Annotated in this window: 16 protein-coding genes and 1 tRNA gene; 7 read left to right on the top strand and 10 right to left on the bottom strand. The window is 64.9% G+C overall.

The features are described from left to right. Positions 1–5: 5 nt before the first annotated feature. From AC1HIY_RS04140 to AC1HIY_RS04125, 4 genes are all read right to left on the bottom strand, one after another. Positions 6–533 carry a hypothetical protein gene (locus AC1HIY_RS04140; protein WP_479575446.1) on the bottom strand — a complete coding sequence of 176 codons (528 nt, stop codon included), beginning with the start codon at positions 531–533 and terminating at the stop codon, positions 6–8. Positions 534–550: 17 nt separating this feature from the next. Then, on the bottom strand, positions 551–1,042 hold the full coding sequence (gene rsfS, locus AC1HIY_RS04135) for a ribosome silencing factor (RefSeq protein ID WP_479575445.1): 492 nt from the start codon (positions 1,040–1,042) through the stop codon (positions 551–553). Between the two features lie 267 nt (positions 1,043–1,309). Continuing rightward, positions 1,310–1,771, bottom strand: coding sequence for a LytR C-terminal domain-containing protein (locus tag AC1HIY_RS04130; RefSeq protein WP_479575444.1), 462 nt, complete (start codon positions 1,769–1,771; stop codon positions 1,310–1,312). Between the two features lie 106 nt (positions 1,772–1,877). Continuing rightward, the gene (locus AC1HIY_RS04125; protein ID WP_479575443.1) at positions 1,878–2,423 is read right to left on the bottom strand and encodes a hypothetical protein; all 546 of its coding nucleotides are present in this window, start codon (positions 2,421–2,423) and stop codon (positions 1,878–1,880) included. A gap of 212 nt (positions 2,424–2,635) precedes the next feature. Between AC1HIY_RS04125 and tsaD the strand changes: the two genes are divergently transcribed. Genes tsaD through mltG form a run of 3 tightly spaced genes read left to right on the top strand, consistent with a single transcriptional unit; the run spans position 2,636 to position 5,152 of the window. Further along, entirely contained in the window at positions 2,636–3,661 is a 1,026-nt protein-coding gene (gene tsaD / locus AC1HIY_RS04120; protein ID WP_479575442.1) for a tRNA (adenosine(37)-N6)-threonylcarbamoyltransferase complex transferase subunit TsaD, read from the top strand. A gap of 41 nt (positions 3,662–3,702) precedes the next feature. Further along, the gene (pheA, locus tag AC1HIY_RS04115) at positions 3,703–4,059 is read left to right on the top strand and encodes a chorismate mutase (protein ID WP_479575441.1); all 357 of its coding nucleotides are present in this window, start codon (positions 3,703–3,705) and stop codon (positions 4,057–4,059) included. 52 nt (positions 4,060–4,111) lie between these two features. Further along, complete coding sequence (gene mltG, locus AC1HIY_RS04110) at positions 4,112–5,152, top strand: endolytic transglycosylase MltG (protein ID WP_479575440.1); 1,041 nt, start codon at positions 4,112–4,114, stop codon at positions 5,150–5,152. 6 nt (positions 5,153–5,158) lie between these two features. On the opposite strand, the gene AC1HIY_RS04105 is transcribed toward mltG, so the two are convergent. From AC1HIY_RS04105 to AC1HIY_RS04095, 3 genes are all read right to left on the bottom strand, one after another. Further along, positions 5,159–7,036 carry a T9SS type A sorting domain-containing protein gene (locus AC1HIY_RS04105; RefSeq protein WP_479575439.1) on the bottom strand — a complete coding sequence of 626 codons (1,878 nt, stop codon included), beginning with the start codon at positions 7,034–7,036 and terminating at the stop codon, positions 5,159–5,161. Positions 7,037–7,271: 235 nt separating this feature from the next. Further along, positions 7,272–8,819 carry an OmpP1/FadL family transporter gene (locus tag AC1HIY_RS04100; RefSeq protein ID WP_479575438.1) on the bottom strand — a complete coding sequence of 516 codons (1,548 nt, stop codon included), beginning with the start codon at positions 8,817–8,819 and terminating at the stop codon, positions 7,272–7,274. A gap of 155 nt (positions 8,820–8,974) precedes the next feature. Further along, positions 8,975–10,111 carry a hypothetical protein gene (locus AC1HIY_RS04095; protein WP_479575437.1) on the bottom strand — a complete coding sequence of 379 codons (1,137 nt, stop codon included), beginning with the start codon at positions 10,109–10,111 and terminating at the stop codon, positions 8,975–8,977. 323 nt (positions 10,112–10,434) lie between these two features. Here AC1HIY_RS04095 and proS point away from each other — a divergent pair, with 323 nt between their 5' ends. Continuing rightward, on the top strand, positions 10,435–11,910 hold the full coding sequence (gene proS, locus AC1HIY_RS04090) for a proline--tRNA ligase (RefSeq protein WP_479575436.1): 1,476 nt from the start codon (positions 10,435–10,437) through the stop codon (positions 11,908–11,910). A gap of 268 nt (positions 11,911–12,178) precedes the next feature. Next, positions 12,179–14,671, top strand: coding sequence for a TonB-dependent receptor (locus AC1HIY_RS04085; RefSeq protein ID WP_479575435.1), 2,493 nt, complete (start codon positions 12,179–12,181; stop codon positions 14,669–14,671). 22 nt (positions 14,672–14,693) lie between these two features. Here AC1HIY_RS04085 and nfi read toward each other — a convergent pair whose 3' ends face one another. Continuing rightward, entirely contained in the window at positions 14,694–15,356 is a 663-nt protein-coding gene (gene nfi / locus AC1HIY_RS04080; RefSeq protein ID WP_479575434.1) for a deoxyribonuclease V, read from the bottom strand. Between the two features lie 198 nt (positions 15,357–15,554). Here nfi and AC1HIY_RS04075 point away from each other — a divergent pair, with 198 nt between their 5' ends. Further along, positions 15,555–16,223, top strand: a complete 669-nt coding sequence (locus AC1HIY_RS04075) for a hypothetical protein (RefSeq protein ID WP_479575433.1) — start codon at positions 15,555–15,557, stop codon at positions 16,221–16,223. 8 nt (positions 16,224–16,231) lie between these two features. Here the strand turns inward: AC1HIY_RS04075 and AC1HIY_RS04070 are convergent, their stop codons facing one another. After that, positions 16,232–16,804: a nitroreductase family protein gene (locus AC1HIY_RS04070; RefSeq protein WP_479575432.1), complete on the bottom strand. Its 573-nt coding sequence runs from the start codon at positions 16,802–16,804 to the stop codon at positions 16,232–16,234. An 86-nt stretch (positions 16,805–16,890) separates the two neighbouring features. Further along, positions 16,891–17,283, bottom strand: coding sequence for a hypothetical protein (locus AC1HIY_RS04065; RefSeq protein WP_479575431.1), 393 nt, complete (start codon positions 17,281–17,283; stop codon positions 16,891–16,893). 227 nt (positions 17,284–17,510) lie between these two features. Between AC1HIY_RS04065 and AC1HIY_RS04060 the strand changes: the two genes are divergently transcribed. Beyond that, positions 17,511–17,584: transfer RNA gene (locus AC1HIY_RS04060), tRNA-Val, on the top strand. Positions 17,585–18,009 lie beyond the last annotated feature (425 nt).

Genomic DNA, 18,009 nt, shown 5'->3' with positions numbered 1-18,009 from the left:
GCGGCTCATGAGTTCTCCGTCTCCGGCGCGCGCACAACGAAGGGGTGGACCTTCCCGTTCAGCTTGAGCGTGTAGTTGCCCGGCTCATACAGCCCTTCGAGGGTCAGGTAGAAGCGATACGGACGGAGCACCGAGGCACAGACCGCCCCTTGCGGCTTCCGCATGATGAGCGTGACTTCCACCAGATGCCCGGCGCGCTTCTGCGTCACGTCGTGGAGTTCCATGCAGGCATCAGGGAACGCGCCTTTGACGAGCACCTCCACCGGCACGGCCGTATGCGCGTCCGTGGGAACGGCGGGACGGACGTGCACCGTGTCGTAGACGGCCGGATAGTACAGATACGTGCGGGCCGTGTCCGGCGGCGTGATAACGACCGTCCGACGGCCGTCGGGGCCCTGACCTTCGATGCGGTTTCCGAACCGGTCGTCGGGCGGGCGCTCGGCGGGACGCGACGGCAGACAGCCTGCCAGCAACATCGCTGCGAGGCCGAGCAGCCACGCCGTCCGGCACGGGCGACGGGCGAAATCATTCATACGTCCGTCCGCATCGTTCATACGTCCGTCCGCTCCCCGGAGACGGGCGCTTCCTCCGAGGAAGCCTCTCCAGGCCGTACGGTCGCCCCGAAGCCGGCCTCGTCGGTGACGCGTTCGCTCTGCGCATCGCCCCAGAGACGCTCCAGGTCATAAAAGGCCCTTTTCTCCTCGTTAAAGACGTGCACGACGACGTCCACGTAGTCGATCAGCACCCATTGACGGTGCTCATAGCCCTCCTTGTGCCACGGGCGCTCGCGAAACTCGGTCTTCAGCCGATCCTCCACCGCATCGGCGATGGCCTTGATCTGAAGCTCCGAGTCGCCGGTGCAGACCACGAAGTAGTCGGCTACGCCGCTCACTTCACGCATGTCCATCACCACCACGTCATGCCCTTTTTTCTCGAGCGCGGCATCGGCCGCACGTGCGGCCAGGGTTCGGGCGGGGGTTCGAGTGGTTCTTTTTTTCTTCTCGGTCCGGGGTGGAATGAGAGAATTGCCGGAAGTTGTCATAGGCAGGGATCATCCATTTTGGTCTGGGTCATTTTTCAGGCGAAGGTGAGCGCGCGAACCTTTTTACCTTCCTCGTGAAGCATCGAGCGAAGCCCGGTGCTCCTTCCGCTCCCGATCGGTTGACGGAAGGGGGTTCTTCGAGGGCGGATGCGCGCGGGTTGCATCTCCTCTTGCGTCTCGAGGCCTCCGCGTGCCCCCGGGCCGCAACCCACGGGGCGACGTATGGTGAGACGCCCGATCCCCTTCCGAGGTTCGGGCCGGCGCCGGTCATTCCTCGCGGAACGGTTTGAGCGACGCATAGTCCTTCCCGATGACGACCGTAGCGTCGAGGTAATACTCGGGGCGGATCTCCTGCCGGACGCGCGTCTCGGAGATGCCGAGGACGAGGGCCACCTTGCGGGCGGATTCGAGGTCGCCCACACGATCGACGACGTACGAATAGGGCTCGTCGAAGGAGGTGTGATCCCCGACCTCCACCACGTCGAAACCGTGGCGGCGGAGGTACATCGTTGCGCGGCCCGCCAGTCCGCTGACGCCGCAGCCGTTGCGCACCTCGACCTGAATGTATGCTCCGACGAGACCCGCCGGATTCGCTTCGCGGATCGGATCGGTGCGCGGAAAGAGGAAGCGGGCGGCGAGCGCATAGATCAGGACCAACGCCGCCAGCCCCAGGACCACGAGCGAGACGTTGAGAAGAAGCTGTCCTTTCCCCTGCGAAGATGTGCCCATACGGTCGTTTCGCTTTCTCAGACGGGCGCCAATGAAAAGCGCGACACCTCCCCTCGGGGCGTGCCGCGCCAAAAGTCCCGGGCGTTCCGACGCTCAGCCAACGCGCCTAACGCAGGTTATCGTTCCAGAAAAGGTCTCGTGAGCCGGAGTGAAGCCCGGCCGTAAAGCGGTTATATCCGCCATACGTCCCATAGGCGCCATAGGGGCTGGCATAGAGGCCATAGGGGCTCTGCCGCACCGAGATGTTTAACTGCATGTTCTCCGTCGGCCGCCAGGCGATCTCCGCGTTCCGAAGAAAGACCTGCCCCTGATTGCCCCGCGAGACTCCTCCGACGCCCCCATTGCCGAGCGGGGAGAAGGCAAACGCCACGTCGACACGCGCGGCAAGTTTGGAACTGAACTGCCACGCCATCGTGTTCGTGTACATCGCCAGCGACGAGGTCCGGCCGCCGAACGACCCGGCCGACATCTCGAACGAGTGGTTCATTTTGAAATGCGCGGGGCTGAAAAATTTGTTGAGCGTGAAGCCGCTCTGGTCGTACAGCCGTACCGGCGCATTCTGCACGTTGGCGTCCTGGCGAAGCTGCGCCCTGGCCGGGAGGGTGATGCCGAGCATGAGCACGATGCAGGAGATGAAAAGCGCCTTTCGCATGAGAACCTCGGATACGATGGTCTGGAATACTTTAGTATAGCGTGAGGGCGTGGGTTTGTCAATAACGAAACGCGCCCCCCCTTTGTTCTGTCGGGCGAGGTTCCGGACAGGGTAATTTTTCATCTCCCCCGCCGCCGGCGCGAGATGAAACCTTCCCGGCGATTCCCGCATTCACCAGTGCCCGTTCGCTTCTCCGCTTTCCTTCGAGATGCATGAAAAATGACGTTTCGTCTCCCCTCCTTCTCGGCATCGAGAGCTCGTGTGACGACACCTCCGCAGCGGTGGTAGCGGGGGATGCGTTGCGGTCGAACGTCGTCTCGTCGCAGCGGGTGCACGCGGGCTTCGGGGGCGTGGTGCCGGAGCTGGCCTCGCGCGCGCACCAGCGTCTGATCGTGCCGGTGGTGGAGGCGGCGCTCGAGGAGGCGGGCGTGACGCGCGTCGACCTCGACGCGGTGGCCGTCACGTACGGGCCGGGGCTGGCCGGCTCGCTGCTCGTGGGGCTGAGTTTCGCCAAGGCCTTCGCCTTCGGCCTCGGCGTGCCCCTCGTCGGCGTGAACCACCTCGAAGGCCACATCTATTCGGTCTTCATCGAGCCGCCCGCGCCGCCGTTCCCGTACCTGTGCCTCGTCGTCTCGGGCGGGCACACCGAACTCGTGCTCGTGGAAGAGGGCTTCCGCCACACCCGCCTGGGACGCACCCGCGACGACGCCGCCGGAGAAGCCTTCGACAAGGTGGCGAAGCTCCTCGGCCTGGGCTACCCCGGCGGCCCGGAGATCGACCGCCTCGCCGCCACCGGCGATCCCGCTTTCCGCACCTTTCCCCGCACCCGCCTCCCCGGCTTCGACTTCTCTTTCAGCGGCATCAAAACGTCGGTGCTGTATTACCTGAACAAGTTTTCCGAGGAAGAGCGGGCCGCCCTCCTCACCAACCGTCTTCCCGACCTCGCCGCTGCCTTTCAGCAGGCCGTCGTGGACATGCTCATCGACCCGCTGAGGCGGGCCGTGCGCGAGACCGGCGCGCGGCACGTGGCCGTGGTGGGCGGCGTCTCGGCAAACACGGCGCTCCGCGCCGCCGCCGAGACGCTCGGCCGCGAAGAAGGCTTCAGACTGTACATGCCCCCGCTCGCCTATTGCATGGACAACGCCGCCATGATCGCCGTCACCGGTCGCTTCAAGCTCGAGGCCGGCCTCACGAGCCCGCTCACCCTCACGGCGGAACCCGGCCTCGCCCTCCGATAGTTCCACCGGTTCATCCCTGCTTCCCGCCGCCCGAAGTTCCCATGATCCAGACCGTCCTCGACGCGCTCACCCCTCTCGCCGCCGCCCCGCCCGACGTCCCGGATGAACCCACGGCGGACGACCTCGGACCGTGGCGCGAGCGCATCGACGCCCTCGACCGGGCCATCCTCCAGCTCCTCAACGAGCGTTCCCGGTGCGCCAACGTCATCGGTCACCTCAAAAAGCGCCTCGGCATGCCGGTGTACGTGCCGAGCCGCGAAGAGCAGGTGCTCGACAACGTGTTCAACGCCAACCCCGGCCCGCTCCCCTCCGAAGCCGTGCGCCGCCTCTTCGAACGCATCATCGACGAGACCCGGGCGCTCGAACGCCGAAAATATCAGGATGAACCGGACCCGTGAACACGGCGTTCGAAGACAGGACACCCCGGACACAGACCCCAGATCGGTGAAGATGAAGTCGAAAGCATGGACGGCGGCGCTCGCGCTCGTGATCCTCGGAGCGGGACTCACGGCGGCGGTCTACCGGCTCGCCTTCGCCCCGAACACCCCCGCCTTCGAGGACGAACGGAGCGTATGGATCCCGCGCGGCGCGGGCTTCGAGGCCGCGGTGGACTCGCTCGAGGCCCGCGGTGTGCTCGAAGCCCGCACGTCGTTCGTATGGTTGGCGAGACTCACCGGCTGGGGCGATCAGATCAAGGCCGGGCACTATGTCTTCAAGGCCGGCGCGTCGAACCGGGATCTCCTCGAAACGCTTCGAAAAGGGCTTCAAACCCCCGTCCGGCTGACCATACCGCCCGGCTCTCGCCCGGAGGTCGTGGCCGCCGTCGTCGCGCGCGAGATGGCCTTTTCCCCGGAGGATTTCCTCGGCGCCCTCCGGGATCCCGCCCTCGCCGCCGAACTCGGCACGGATTCGACCCATCTCTTCGGATACATGATGCCGGAGACCTACTTTTTTTACTGGCTCACCGACGCGCCGACGGTCGTGCGAAAGGTCAAGCAGGCCTTCGACACGTTTTACCGAAAAGAAGTGAGCGCCGCGCCGGACCCGCCGGACCTCTCGCCGGACGACGTCCTCACGCTCGCCTCGATCGTCGAGTGGGAGACGCACGACGAGACCGAGAAACCGCGCGTGGCCGGGGTGTACCTCAACCGCCTCCGCGCCGGCTGGGCGCTCCAGGCGGACCCGACGGTGCAGTACGCGATCCTCGCCGCCGAGGGTCAGAAACGACGCCTGCTCTTCCGCGATTACGAACGCGACCACCCGTACAACACGTACCGGTATCGCGGGTTGCCCCCCGGTCCCATCACCAACCCCGCGCCCTCCACGGTGCGCGCCGTTCTCCGCGCCGAGAAGCACCGGTATTTCTATTTCGTGGCGAACGGTGACGGCACGCATACGTTCAGCCGCACGCTCCGCGAGCACAACCGGGCCGCCGACGCCTACCGACGCCTCATGCGGGAACGCCGCCGCGCACAACGGCAGAGCGACTGACGCCGGTCACTTGAGCACGACCATCGCGCGCGTGGCCGTGAAGGTCTCGCCGAGGACGCGGAGCACGTAGACCCCGCTGGGCAACCCTGCCCCGTCCACGACGAACGTGCGGGCTTCGTCGGCCGCCATCACACCGTCGAAGAGGAGGCGGACGCGTCGACCCGCAAGGTCATAGACGGCCGCGCTCACGAGCTGCGCGCGCGACACCGCGAGCGTGACGTGCGCCTGCGGGTTGAGCGGATTCGGATAAACGTCCGAGAGGAAGAACCGCCCCGGCGTCGTCACCGAGACTTCCACTTCGGGGCCGAAGGTAAAAGCGCCGTCGAAGTCAATCTGCCGGAGACGGAAGCGGTACGGACCGGGCGCGAGGCTTGCGATGCGGAAGGCATACGCCCGCGCTTCGGTGGTCGTCCCCGCGCCCTCGACGAAGCCAAACGAGCGCCACACCTCCGAAGCGTCCGCCCGGCATCCTTCCACCATGAAGCCGGCATTGTTCGTCTCGGAGGCCGTGCGCCACCGCAACGTCACCGCGGCCCCGTCTGCGAGCGCTTCGAACGAGGCGAGTTCCACCGGGAGCACGGCGTCGTCAAGGAAGAGCGCGTACACCGCGCCGCGATCCGCGCCGCCGTCGTCGTCGAGCGGAGCGCCCACAAAGAGGTCCACGACGCCGTCGCCGTCGAGGTCATCCACCGACGCGAGGGCCCATCCGAAGTGGTCGAGATCATCGAGCGTGCCGGTGAAGCCACCCTCGGTGTCGCTGATCTTATAAGTGTTCCGGACCGTGCCGTCGGCGTTCATGAGGAGCACGTACACGGCGCCGCGATCCGCGCCGCCGTCGTCGTCGAGCGGAGCGCCCACGGCGAGGTCGGGCACGGTGTCGCCGTCGAAGTCGCCGAGCTTAGCCACGGCGAAGCCGAACCCGTCGCCGGAGTCGAGGCTGCCGGTGAAGCCGCCCGAGGTCGAACTGATCTCCTGCTGTGCCTTCACCGTGCCGTCGGCGTTGAGGAAGAGGACCCATGCCGAGCCTTCGGCGCCTTCGTCCCGGTCGGCGCCCACGGCGAGGTCGGGCACGGCGTCCCCGTCGAGGTCGCCGAGCGGAGCCACGGACACGCCGAACTCCGCCCCATCGTCGAGGCTGCCGGTGAAGCCGCCCGAGGTCGAACTGATCTTCTGCTGGGCCTTCACCGTGCCGTCGGGGTTCATGAAGAGGATCCACACCGCGCCGCGGTTCACACCACCGTCGTCATCGACGCGGGCGCCGACGGCGAGGTCCGTCACCGCATCGCCGTCGAGATCCCCGAGCGCGGCGATCGACCATCCGAAATAGTCCTGATCGTGGAGCGTGCCGGTGAAGCCGCCCTCGGTGTCGCTGATTTTCCGGAAGCCCTTCACCGTGCCGTCGGGGTTCATGAAAAGCACGTACACGGCGCCGCGATCCCCGCCGCCGTCGTCGTCGAGCGGGACGCCCACGGCGAGGTCGGGCACGGTGTCGCCGTCGAGGTCGCCGATGCCCGCCGCGCCGGCGCCGAAGTTATCCAGCGTGCCAAGCCCTCCCGTGAAGCCGCCTTCCGTCGCGCTGATTTTCTGGAAGCCCTTCACCGTGCCGTCGGTATTCATGAAAAGCACGTACACCGCGCCATAGTCCGAGAACGAAGCGCCGCCGCCGTCGTCGTCGAGCGGAGCGCCCACGACGAGATCCGGCACGGTGTCGCCGTCGAGATCGCCGATGACGGCGAGGCCGTTACCGAATACGTCCAGGTCATCGAGCGTGCCGGTGAAGCCGCCCTCGGTGTCGCTGATCTTCTGAAAACCAGCCACCTGCCCGAAGACCGGACCGGCGATCAGGAAAAACACGAGCGCCGCCGACCATCTCCATCCCATCATTTGTTGCATCGTCGCCACCTCCGCCAAAGCGAACCCTGTGCATGTGTCGTCATCGATCCCAAGAACTGCGCTGACCGGGTATCCGGAAAGCGGTGTTTCATGGTTTTTTCGGTCGGTTGAATGCCCTTTCCCCTGTAATCCGAAGCCTGACGGAGCATGTCCCTACGCCTTTTCGCGCATAAAAAAAGGGCGCGCCCATCCCGGACGCGCCCCTTATCGCAAAGGTAGCTGCCTTTTAGAAGAACGCTTTGAACCCGAGCACGAAGCGGTTGCGGATGACCTCCTCCTCGACCACCGGCGCGTCGGCAACCTCGACGTACGGGCGGTACCGGTCGTCGAAGCGCTCCTGCATCCATCCGAAATCGACGCCGAACTGCCGGGAGAAACGGTATCCGAACCCGGCGGAATAGAACGTTTTGCTTCGGTCGAGTTCGTTCGCGCCGTTGGGGTCGGGTTGATACGCGAAGCCGCCCCGGAGCGCGAGCACACCAAGCCGGTACTCGACGCCGAGCCGCGTGTTGACGACAGCCTCGAAATCCTGCCGAATGCGACGGTTCTCGTCGACGAACGTGCCGTCGGCATCGTCGAGTTCGAGTTGTGACCAATCCACGTATTCGGCGTCTGCGGAGAGGGTGAAGCCGGCATTTCGGAGCGCGAGCCCCGCCCCGATGCGCCACGGCGTCGTGACGGTGTACTCGAAGACGCCCGAGCCCGCGTCCTCGTCGGGTTGATCCCCGTAGACGAACACATCGCCATTGTCGAAGAACGTCTCCAGACGGGTGTCGAAGTCCTCATCGATGCTGTAATACGTGGGCGACTCGATGGTAAAGCCCACCCGAACCTGAGGCGCGAGCGCCGCCGACACCCCGCCCCGCGCATTGACGCCGATGAGCTTCGAACGGATGCGCTCTTCGAGACGGAGGAAGTCGAAGTCGGTCGTGCCGAAACTGCCGTCGTTGTCGTTGAAGAGGTCCTCTTCCTCGAAGATGCGGAGGAACTTGTACGTGCCGAAGGGGACGTTGACCGAGAGGCCGACCATCACCCCGCGCGAGGCTTCGACGGCCCCGCCGAAGTTGATCTCCTTCATGCTCCCCTCCTCCGTCACGCTCCCCGTCTGCGCCACCGTGCCTCTCGTCACCGCCGGCACGAACGGGACGGGGTCTCCGGCATCGACCAGTTCGGGGTCGAGGTCGATGGCGAAGGTCTCGAAGGCGATAAACGAGAGGTCACGGGTGAAGGAAGGAAAGATGCCCTGATCGTCTTCTTCGAGGGTGAACTCACCCGGCAACGGCATGAAGAAGTCGGTGATGGAATTGTTCGGGTTCTCGCCGGAGAAGACCAGGTCGCGTTCGAAAGTGTTCACCTGATTGAAGGAGGCGGCGAAGGTGAGCGCGCCGCGCCGGGTCGGGGCGCGATAGACATAGGCGGCATGCCCGAGGCGGGTGTCGCTCACGTCGTTGTCGAGCCCGTTCGAGAAGCCCGGCACGCGATAGATGCCGTCGTCCCTGGTGAGGATCGAGGCCATCGAGCCGGAGAAGGCCGAGCGCTTGAAATAGCCCAGCCCGGCCGGGTTGACGACCAGCGCCGAGTAGTCCGCCACCCCCGCGATGCCCGCGCCTCCCATACCCGTCATCCGCGGGCCGAACGCCGGGAAACGGCTGGAGAAACGGAGGGCATCTTCGCCCGTCTGTGCCTGCGCCGCAGGTCCCGCCGCCGCCAGTCCGACGATCACGGCCAGCCAGGCGAGCCGGCGCGCACGCGAGGTCCTCTTGATCTTTTCCATAGGACTATCCTTCACGTCAAATTTTTGTTTTAAAGGGATTTGCACTTAAAATTGCGAATATTTCCCGAACGCAGAAAAGGCCCGCACATCCGCACGGGCCTCTCCCCGGCTCATTCATGAGCAATATGTTGGATCGGATCGACGAGCCGGCGCATTCAGTGCCCGCGCCGGTGACTGCTCGAGCTGCTCCGCCCGGAAGAGCGGCTCGACGAACGACTCGGGGCGCTGCGGGCCGATCCACTCGAACGACTCGGGGCGCTGCGGCCTTTCGACGCGCTGCCCGAGGAACGGCTTGACGAGCGACTGGGCGCACGTCGCACCGATCCACTCCGCGATGAACTGCCGGAGGAATGACGCACCGCCCGGCTCTGCGACGAACGTCTCGAAGACGAACGCACACTCCCTTTCGAGGATCTCCGTGAAGAGGACCGGCCGAGTGACTCGGAACTCCGCGTAGACGAACCCCGGACGACGCCCCGGCTGCCGCTCGAACGCGAGGACGAACGCGCGCGGGTGGCGCTGCGTCCCGTCGCGCTCCGCCCCTGGTTCCGGCTCGACGAGCGCACGGTGCTTCGCGTGCGCCGCGCGCCGTCCGTCTTGCTCGCCGACGTCCCGGAGGAGCCGCTCCTCACAATGGTGCGCCCGCTCGAACGTGTCGTGATCCGCGAGTCGTCCCCGGCGCTCCGCCCGACGCCGTCCCGCGTGGCGCCGCCCCGGACGTATCCGCGCGTCCCCCGGCGGCTGCTCGCGAGTGTGCTCCGCCCCATCGTGCTCCCGCGCGGCCGGTAGAGCCGGTTCGGACGCACCACTACGACCGAGCCTCCGCCGTAATACGGATAGCCGTAAAACCCGCCATACGTATAGAACGGGCTACGATAAAAGGGACTGTAATAAAACGGATCGCCGTACCCGAAGCCGAACCCCAGGCTGATGTGAAAGCCGGACCCGTAATAGTACGGATCATAGAAAAAGGGATCGTAAAAGAACGGGTCGTAGAAGAAGGGATCATAGAAGCGAGCGAAGTAGGCACGATAGCGATACGGACGATCCCGATCGTCCTCGTAATAGTATTCTTCGTCCTCGTCGTAGTACTCGTCTTCGTCATAATAGCGATGCACGACGACGTTTCCGTCCTCATCGTACTCCTCCACTTCCGTATACTCGGGCTCATCGCCGTACCCTTCCTCGTCCACCACCGCCAGTTGGGTATAGCAGCCCGTCAGACCGAAGAGCAACAACACGACGGGCGTGAACGTGAACCACCTGGAAACCCTTTGAGACAGCCATTTCATCTTCATCACCCCCTGGTACACCTTATGTCCGAACGCTACCTCTGAACGGTAGCCAAAATCTTTCCCGTTTTCAAGGATACTTCCCGCGATCCTTCTTTGCGAACAGAGGCAACGGCAGGTATATTCTCCGCCCGGCTTCCATCCATACCTCCTGCGTCGCGGATATGCCTTTTTGGCCGCTCTCCAGGCGCAGAAGGTAACCGAAAGAGACCTTTTGAAATTACGGCAAATACCAGGCCGCCTCTTCCAAACCTGCCGACCGAAACGTATAAGGTTGCCTGTGTTCTCCGGCTGTCTCCGAATCACCTCATCGACTGTACATTATGGCTGACGCTATCACACCCCGCGCCGACGACTATTCGCAGTGGTACCTCGACGTCGTGCGCTTTGCCCGGCTCGCCGACTATTCGCCGGTGCGGGGGTGCATGATCATCCGTCCGAACGGCTATGCCCTCTGGGAGAACATGCAGGCCGTGCTCGACGGGATGTTCAAGGCTACCGGCCATGAAAACGCCTACTTCCCGATCTTCATCCCGCAGTCTTTCCTCGAGCGGGAAGCGGCGCACGTCGAGGGCTTCGCGAAGGAATGCGCCGTCGTCACGCACTCGCGCCTGAAGATGGCCGAAGACGGATCGGGGCTCATCCCCGACCCCGCCTCGAAGCTCGAAGAGAACCTCATTGTCCGTCCCACGAGCGAGACGATCATCTGGGACACGTACAGCCGGTGGATACAGTCCTGGCGCGACCTGCCCCTGCTGATCAACCAGTGGGCAAACGTGGTTCGGTGGGAGATGCGCACGCGGCTCTTTCTCCGCACGATGGAGTTTCTCTGGCAGGAGGGGCACACCGCCCACGCCACCGAAGCCGAAGCGATGGAAGAGACGCTGAAGATCCTCGACCTCTATGCTTCTTTCGCCGAGGATTACATGGCCGTCCCCGTCATCAAGGGGGTGAAGACGGCGAGCGAGCGCTTTGCCGGAGCCGTGGAGACGTACTGCATCGAGGCGCTGATGCAGGACGGAAAGGCGCTTCAGGCAGGCACGAGCCACTTTCTCGGGCAGAACTTCGCGAAGGCGTTCGATTGCACGTTTCAGAACCGCGACAACGAACTCGAATACGTCTGGTCCACCTCGTGGGGCGTCTCGACGCGGCTCATCGGCGCGCTCATCATGACGCATTCGGACGACCAGGGCCTCGTGCTCCCGCCCCGCCTCGCCCCCACACAGGTGGTCATCGTGCCAATCTATCGGAAGGATGCGGACAAGTCGGCGGTGCTCGAAGCCGCCGAACGCATCCGCGAGCGCCTCATGGCCGCCGGCATCTCGGTCAAGCTCGACGCCCGCGAGGGGTATCGCCCGGGGTGGAAGTTCAACGAGTACGAGGTGCAGGGCGTGCCCATCCGGCTGGCGCTCGGCCCCCGCGACGTGCGGAACGACGCCATCGAGATGGCCCGGCGGGACACGCGGACCAAGGAGGTCGTCCCGCAGGCAGGCCTCACCGAACGCATCCGCGACACGCTCGACGCCATCCAGCAGAACCTCTTCGACCGCGCCGTACGATTCCGGGAAGAGCACACCACCTCCGTCGACACGTACGAAGACTTCAAGACCGTGCTCGAGGAAAAAGGCGGCTTCGTCCTTGCCCACTGGGACGGAACGGCGGAGACGGAAGCCCGCATCAAGGACGAGACCAGAGCCACCATCCGGTGCATCCCCCTCGACCGCGCCGAAGAACCCGGCGTCGATATGCTCACCGGGAAACCGTCGAAAGGGCGCGTGGTGTTCGCAAAGGCGTATTGAGCGAGAGGGACGGCTTTTCCCCTTTTCGAAGCGCATAGCCGTAGATAAATTCGTGATTCGGACGTTCTCCGGGCGTATGGCCTCTCCCTCACGCACGCATCGGATGGAGCATGAACCCGGGGCCGGTCTCGGAACGATTTGAAGGCCGTCCCGTTTTCCCCACCCCGCCCCCCCTTTCGCTTTCCCGTCACCTACGAAAAACGCGCATCGACCGACCGATACTACACGCTCACGTCCTCCGCTCTCGTCGAACCGTCGTAGTCCGCTCATGCGTTTTTTCGCTCCCTTCTGGCTGATCCTCTTCCTCACGGCCCTCGTTCCGGGCGCGCGGGCGCAAAACTGGGGCGAGGTGAACGGCCGCGTGACGGAGTCCGAGACCCGTCAACCCATCCCCGGCGTGACGATCCTCGTCGACGGCACGAACTTCGGCACGGCCACGGACACGGACGGCCGATATACGCTCCGACTGCCCGAAGGCCGCTATCTCCTCCGCTTCTCCGCTATCGGATACACCCCCCGGCTCGACTCGGTCTCCGTACGTCGTGGTCGCGCCACGACGCTCGACGTGCGTCTCGGTGAAGCAACCATCGAGATGGGGGGGGTGACGGTCGAGGGTCGCGCCGCGCCCGAGGAGGCGGGCGTGTACGAACTGCATCCGCGCACCGTCCAGGACATGCCGTTGCCCATCAACGACGGTCTCCGCGCGCTCAAGGCCCTGCCGGGCGTAGTGACCAACAACGAGCTGTCGAACCAGTACTCCGTGCGCGGCGGCGGCTTCAACGAGAACCTCATCTTCATCAACGGCTTCGAGGTCTTCCTCCCCTTCCGCCCCCGGCAGGGCGAACAGGAAGGCCTCAGTTTGCTCAACATCGAACTGGCCGACCGCATCACGTTTTATACGGGCGGCTTCCCGGCGCGGTATGGCGGCAAGCTCTCCTCGGCGCTCGACGTCCGCTACCGTCGCCCGGACCGGACGCGCGAGCGGCTCCGAGGCTCGGCCTATGCCTCGCTCCTCGACGCAGGCTTCAGCGGCAGCTCCTCGGCCCTCGACGGACGACTCGGATGGCTCGTCGGCGTGCGGAAATCGCGGCCGAGACGCTTCTTCGCCACTCAGGAGCTCAAGGGAAACTACAACCCCGACTTCACCGACGTCCAGGCAATGGTCGCCTTCACGCTCGCGCCGGGACACGAGATCGAAGCCCTCGGCATCTGGGCCGAGCACACCTTCACCCTCGATCCCAACACCCGCAAAACGTTTTTCGGCACCCTCAGTCAGGACAGCCGGCAGGCCCCGTCGAACCTGAAATCGCTGTGGATCACGTACGACCCCGGCAACGAAGAGCGCGACGGCTATGAGACCCGCTTCGCCGGGGTGCGCCTCTCGGACCGCCTCTCGCCGAAGTTGAGCCTCGAGCACGACGCGTCGTACTTCGAGACGGTCGAGGATGAGGTGTTCGAACTCAGCGGCTCGTCGGTGCTCTTCCAGGTCGATCCCGGCAGCGACAACCCGCAGGGCGGCGAGGGGCTCTTCCCCGTGGGCACGTCCCGACAGGAAGACCGCGCGAACAACCGCGTGCGGGTGAAAATGTGGACCGCGCAGAGCCGGTGGATCTACTCGACGGAGCGGCACGGCCTCGAAGGGGGCCTGTTCGCGCGCCGCCTCACCTTCGAAGACCGCCTCGACGAAGGCTCCGCCGTGGTCGGCCGCTCCACCGACGGCGAGGTCGTCCGCATCGTGGCGAACGAACTCGCCGACGCCGCCACGTTCGACGCATACCAGACCGGCGTCTACCTCCAGGACGCCTTCGACGTCTTCGCCGACCGACCCGGACGCTTCTTCGTCACGGCAGGCGTGCGCGCGGACTACTTCTCCTTCAACGACGAGTTCACCCTCTCCCCCCGCCTCACGGCCCGCTATCGCCTCGACGAGCGCACGACCCTCACCGGCGCATGGGGCCTCTATTACCAGACCCCCACCTACCGCGAGTTCCGGGGACAGCCCGCCCCCGGAGAATCCATCCTCGGCGCCATCAACCGCGACCTGAAATCCCAGCGCTCGATGCAGTTCGTCGGCGGCGTCGAGTATTTCTTCCCGAAACAGCGCTTTTACCTCCGCGGCGAGGCGTATTACAAACGCCTCTCGAACCTCATCACGTACGACATCGCAAACGTCCGCGTCCTCTATTCGGGCGAGAATGACGCTTCGGGCGACACGTACGGACTCGACCTTCAACTCCGGGGCGAGTTCGTGCCGGGCCTCGAAAGCTGGGTCAACTACAGCTTCCTCGTCGCCCGCGAGCGTTTCGTCGAGCCGTTCCTCACGACGCACAACCGGGGCAGCATTCCCCGCCCGACGGATCAGCGGCACACCATCTCGATCTTCGTGCAGGATTATATCCCCGGCGATGAAACGTGGAAGATCCACATGCGCACGCTCTTCGGAAGCGGCCTGCCGTACACGCCGCCCATCCCCGGCCCCCGCCTCGGCTCGCTCGTCGCCCAGGTCCCCGGCGACCGCTTCTCGGCCCGCTATCCCCGCTATTTCCGCTTCGACATGGGCCTGACGAAAAACATCGTGCTCTTCGACGAAGGCCTCAACGGACCCGTGCGCCTTCAACTCACGGGGGAGATCCTCAACGTCTTCAACATGATCAACACGGTCGCCTATACGTGGGTGCCCGACGCCTCCGGCATCTGGAACCGCATCCCGACACGCCTGACGCCCCGCACCGTCAACGTGCGGCTCCGGGTGGATTTCTAGGACGCGAGTTCCTGACCCACTCTCACACTTTCCGGCTCAGATGATGAGCCAGGCGCGTCGGCTCGGGGATCTTGTACTTCGGCGCGCAGGCGAGCGTGAGGCCGACGGCTTCGTCGAGCGTGATGCGATGGCCGATGCTCACGAACACCGGCTTGACGCCCGTCCGTGTCCGGACCGCCGCGCCGATGACCTGCCCTTTGTCGTACAGGGGAGCCGTTGCGCCCTTTTCCGGCCCGAGGTCGTCGTACCGCCCCCACAGCCGTGTCTTGGCCACACCGAAGGTGGGATGATCGAGGAGCACGCCGAGGTGGCAGGCAAGCCCGAAGCGGCGCGGGTGCGCCAGCCCCTGACTGTCGGTCATGAACACGTCCGGGCGCACGGAGAGCCGTTCGAGCGCCGGGAGGATGGCGGGGATCTCCCGAAAGCTCAGCAGCCCCGAGACGTACGGAAAGACGACCGGCCCGCGCCATACGGCCTCATCGACGACCTCCAGCCCCGGCAGCCGGAGCACCACGACGGCCGTCTGCACACGGTCCCCGCGCACGCTCACGTCCACGCCCGCCACCGTCTCGACGGGCGACCCGAGCGGCTCCTCTCGCACCTCGGCGGCAAGCCTCCGCTGAAGCGCGACGGCCTCCCGCGGCGAGAGGTCCCACGGATGCGCGTGATGAATGTCGAAATGCATGGGAACCGGGGACGGGGACGGGGTATCTTAGGACGATCCGGACGGGACAGGATACGAAGCGACGACCTATTCCGGGCCATCGAACGCTCGAGATTTTTTGCCTTCCGCTTCATTCGGACGATAAACGCCGATACCGGATGGAACCCGCGATCCTGTGAAGCACCACGCCGGCCCCTACACGCCATGCCTCTTCCCTCCATGAAAAAAGGTCTTCTCACGGCCCTCCTGATGCTCGTCTGTGCCTGCCCCGCCCCGGCGCAAGAGCGGCCGATCCCGGAGACGGTGCGCCCGAAATCTCCGCAAAAAGCCTTCGCGATGAGCCTCCTTTTCCCGGGCCTCGGGCACCGGTATGCGCAGAACGGGAGGTGGGGCGGCGGCGGGACGCTCTTCGCCTTCGCCGACGCCGGACTGTGGCTCGGGCTGATTGGAACGGAATGGCGGAGGGACGCGCTCGTGCAAAGCTTCGAGACGCTCGCCGCCACGCGCGCCCACGCCGAGATCGAAGGGAAGGACCGGACCTTCTTCCTCAACCTCGCCGCCTTCCATTCCTCGGACGAATACCTCGCAGTGCAGCTCCGCAACCGCGCCTGGGATCAACTCGACTACGTGAGCGAACGCTCCTTCCAGTGGGCGTGGGAGACGGAGGAGGACTTCCAGAAATTCCGCCGCCTGCGGAGCGACTCCGAAACGCTTCGCAACCGCCGCTTCGTGTTCCTCGCCGCGCTCGTGAGCAACCGGATCATTGCCGGGCTTTTCGCCGTGCGCGCCGCCAACCGCACGAACGGCGCCGCCCACCTCTCACTCACGCTCGGCCCGCCCCCGCCCGACACGAGCCTCCCCCGCCTCGACCTCCGCCTGACGTTTTAGCCCGAACGTCACGGCAGCCTTTTCAGCACCTCGGCGACGGGGCGACGGGCCTTCTCGGGCGCCTCGGCGGGATAACCGTACCAGAACAGCCCCACCACCGTCTCCTCCGCCGGATCGATGCCGAGCAATTCGAAGAAGCGCGGATCGCGCGTGGCCGGGGCGGTGCTCCACTTCGTCCCGATGCCTTCGCTCCACAACACGAGCATCAGATTCTGCGCGGCGCAACAACAGGCCGCATAGTCTTCCCGCTCGCGGAGCGGATCCCCGGCTTTCCGGCAGGTGATCACGAGCCATCCGGGCATGGTGCGCCAGCGGGCAAGCTTGTTCCGCCCCGCCTGCTCCCCTTTTTTCATCGCAACGATCTCCGCATTCAGCCGCGCGACGGCCTCCGCCGTCTCCGGACCAAGGAGATAGAAACGCCACGGCTCGGTGAGCTTGTGGTTGGGGGCCCATCGCGCCCGTTCGAGCGCGCGGAGAAGGAGCGCTTCCGGGGGCGGCTCCGGCAAAAACGTGTGGATGGTGCGCCGCGCGCCGATGACGTCGGCCACGACGGAGCGCTCGTCGGGGGAATACGGGTTCACGGTCGGTGAAGATGGTGGGAGAAGAGGGCAGCCTCGTTGCGGGTCCGGCCCTCATACGCGCGAGCAAGCCATTGGATCGGCGGCGACTATCCGGCGGCACGGGTGCGCGCATCCGCCGGTCGATGCCGCGCCGCAAGCGGCTTCAGGTCCACCATCAACAGCGCAGAGACGACGGTCTGGTCGGGAAAGGACGGCATGTCCGCGCTGTACACTTCCCGCATCCCGATGGTCGCGGTGAAACCGAGGGACTGGGCGTAATAGTGGATGTCGCGGCAGACCTCCGAGAGGTCCTTCCCCTGCCGGTGCGCCTGCAGGGCGATGGCGCTCAACTGCTGTTCTACGTATGGGGGGATCTGGGTGAGCACCTGAAGCACGGGAGGAAACCGGCGCAACCTGGGCGCCGGCGGCGCTTTCCGGACGACCCGCATCCGGGGGCCCCGGTCCCTGGCCTTTCCCTGGACGACGTGATCGTATTGCATGATTCCGGTTTCGAAGTGTCAGAGGATCCCGGCAGGGGTATCGACAGGAAAACGACGCCCTAAAGAGCACCGCTTCGACGTCTCGCCTTGCGAAACCGTTCAAGTTTCCATGAAAAACCCGTGCGGGGGACGTTTTCCTGACCTCATAGCGATCCCTCGCCTTCTGAACACGTATATCGCTTGACACGCGGTGTTTGGATTCGATATATTCCGTGCCCGCCGAAAACGGGTCCTTAGCTCAGCTGGTTAGAGCGCTACGTTGACATCGTAGAGGTCGGTGGTTCGAGTCCACTAGGACCCACCCGGAGCCCTTGCAAACCTTTGTTTTGCAAGGGCTTTTTTATGCGCCCATCCTTTTCCCTGCTCAGAGGGCGCCCGTGACGCACGCAGCCGCAAGCAAGAGCGATAACGCCTCACTGCCCCTGCTCTTCGTGCGACCTTTCCGGGACGTGGGGTCTACCGACGCTGGGCCGCCATTAGAATCCTCACCCGCTCCGGAGAGCGGGTGCGACCGTGCCGTCCGAAAACGTTTTATCCGTCGAAAATTTTCCGGACTATATACTTCAAACACTTTGCAATCCGACTTCATAACCTCCCCTTTGAAATATTTTTTTTCTTCGAGATGAGAAGCCCTTTCCCGGGATCCCTCCCGACGTGAAAAAAATCCTCCGGTCGCGCCGAAATCATCCGTTGCTCCCCGAGCCTGCCCGCATGTTTTCCCCCTCG

The sequence above is a fragment of the Rhodocaloribacter sp. genome, assembly GCF_056451265.1.
The sequence above is the reverse complement of the archived record's forward strand: the minus strand, read 5'-3'. Positions and strand labels throughout refer to the sequence as shown.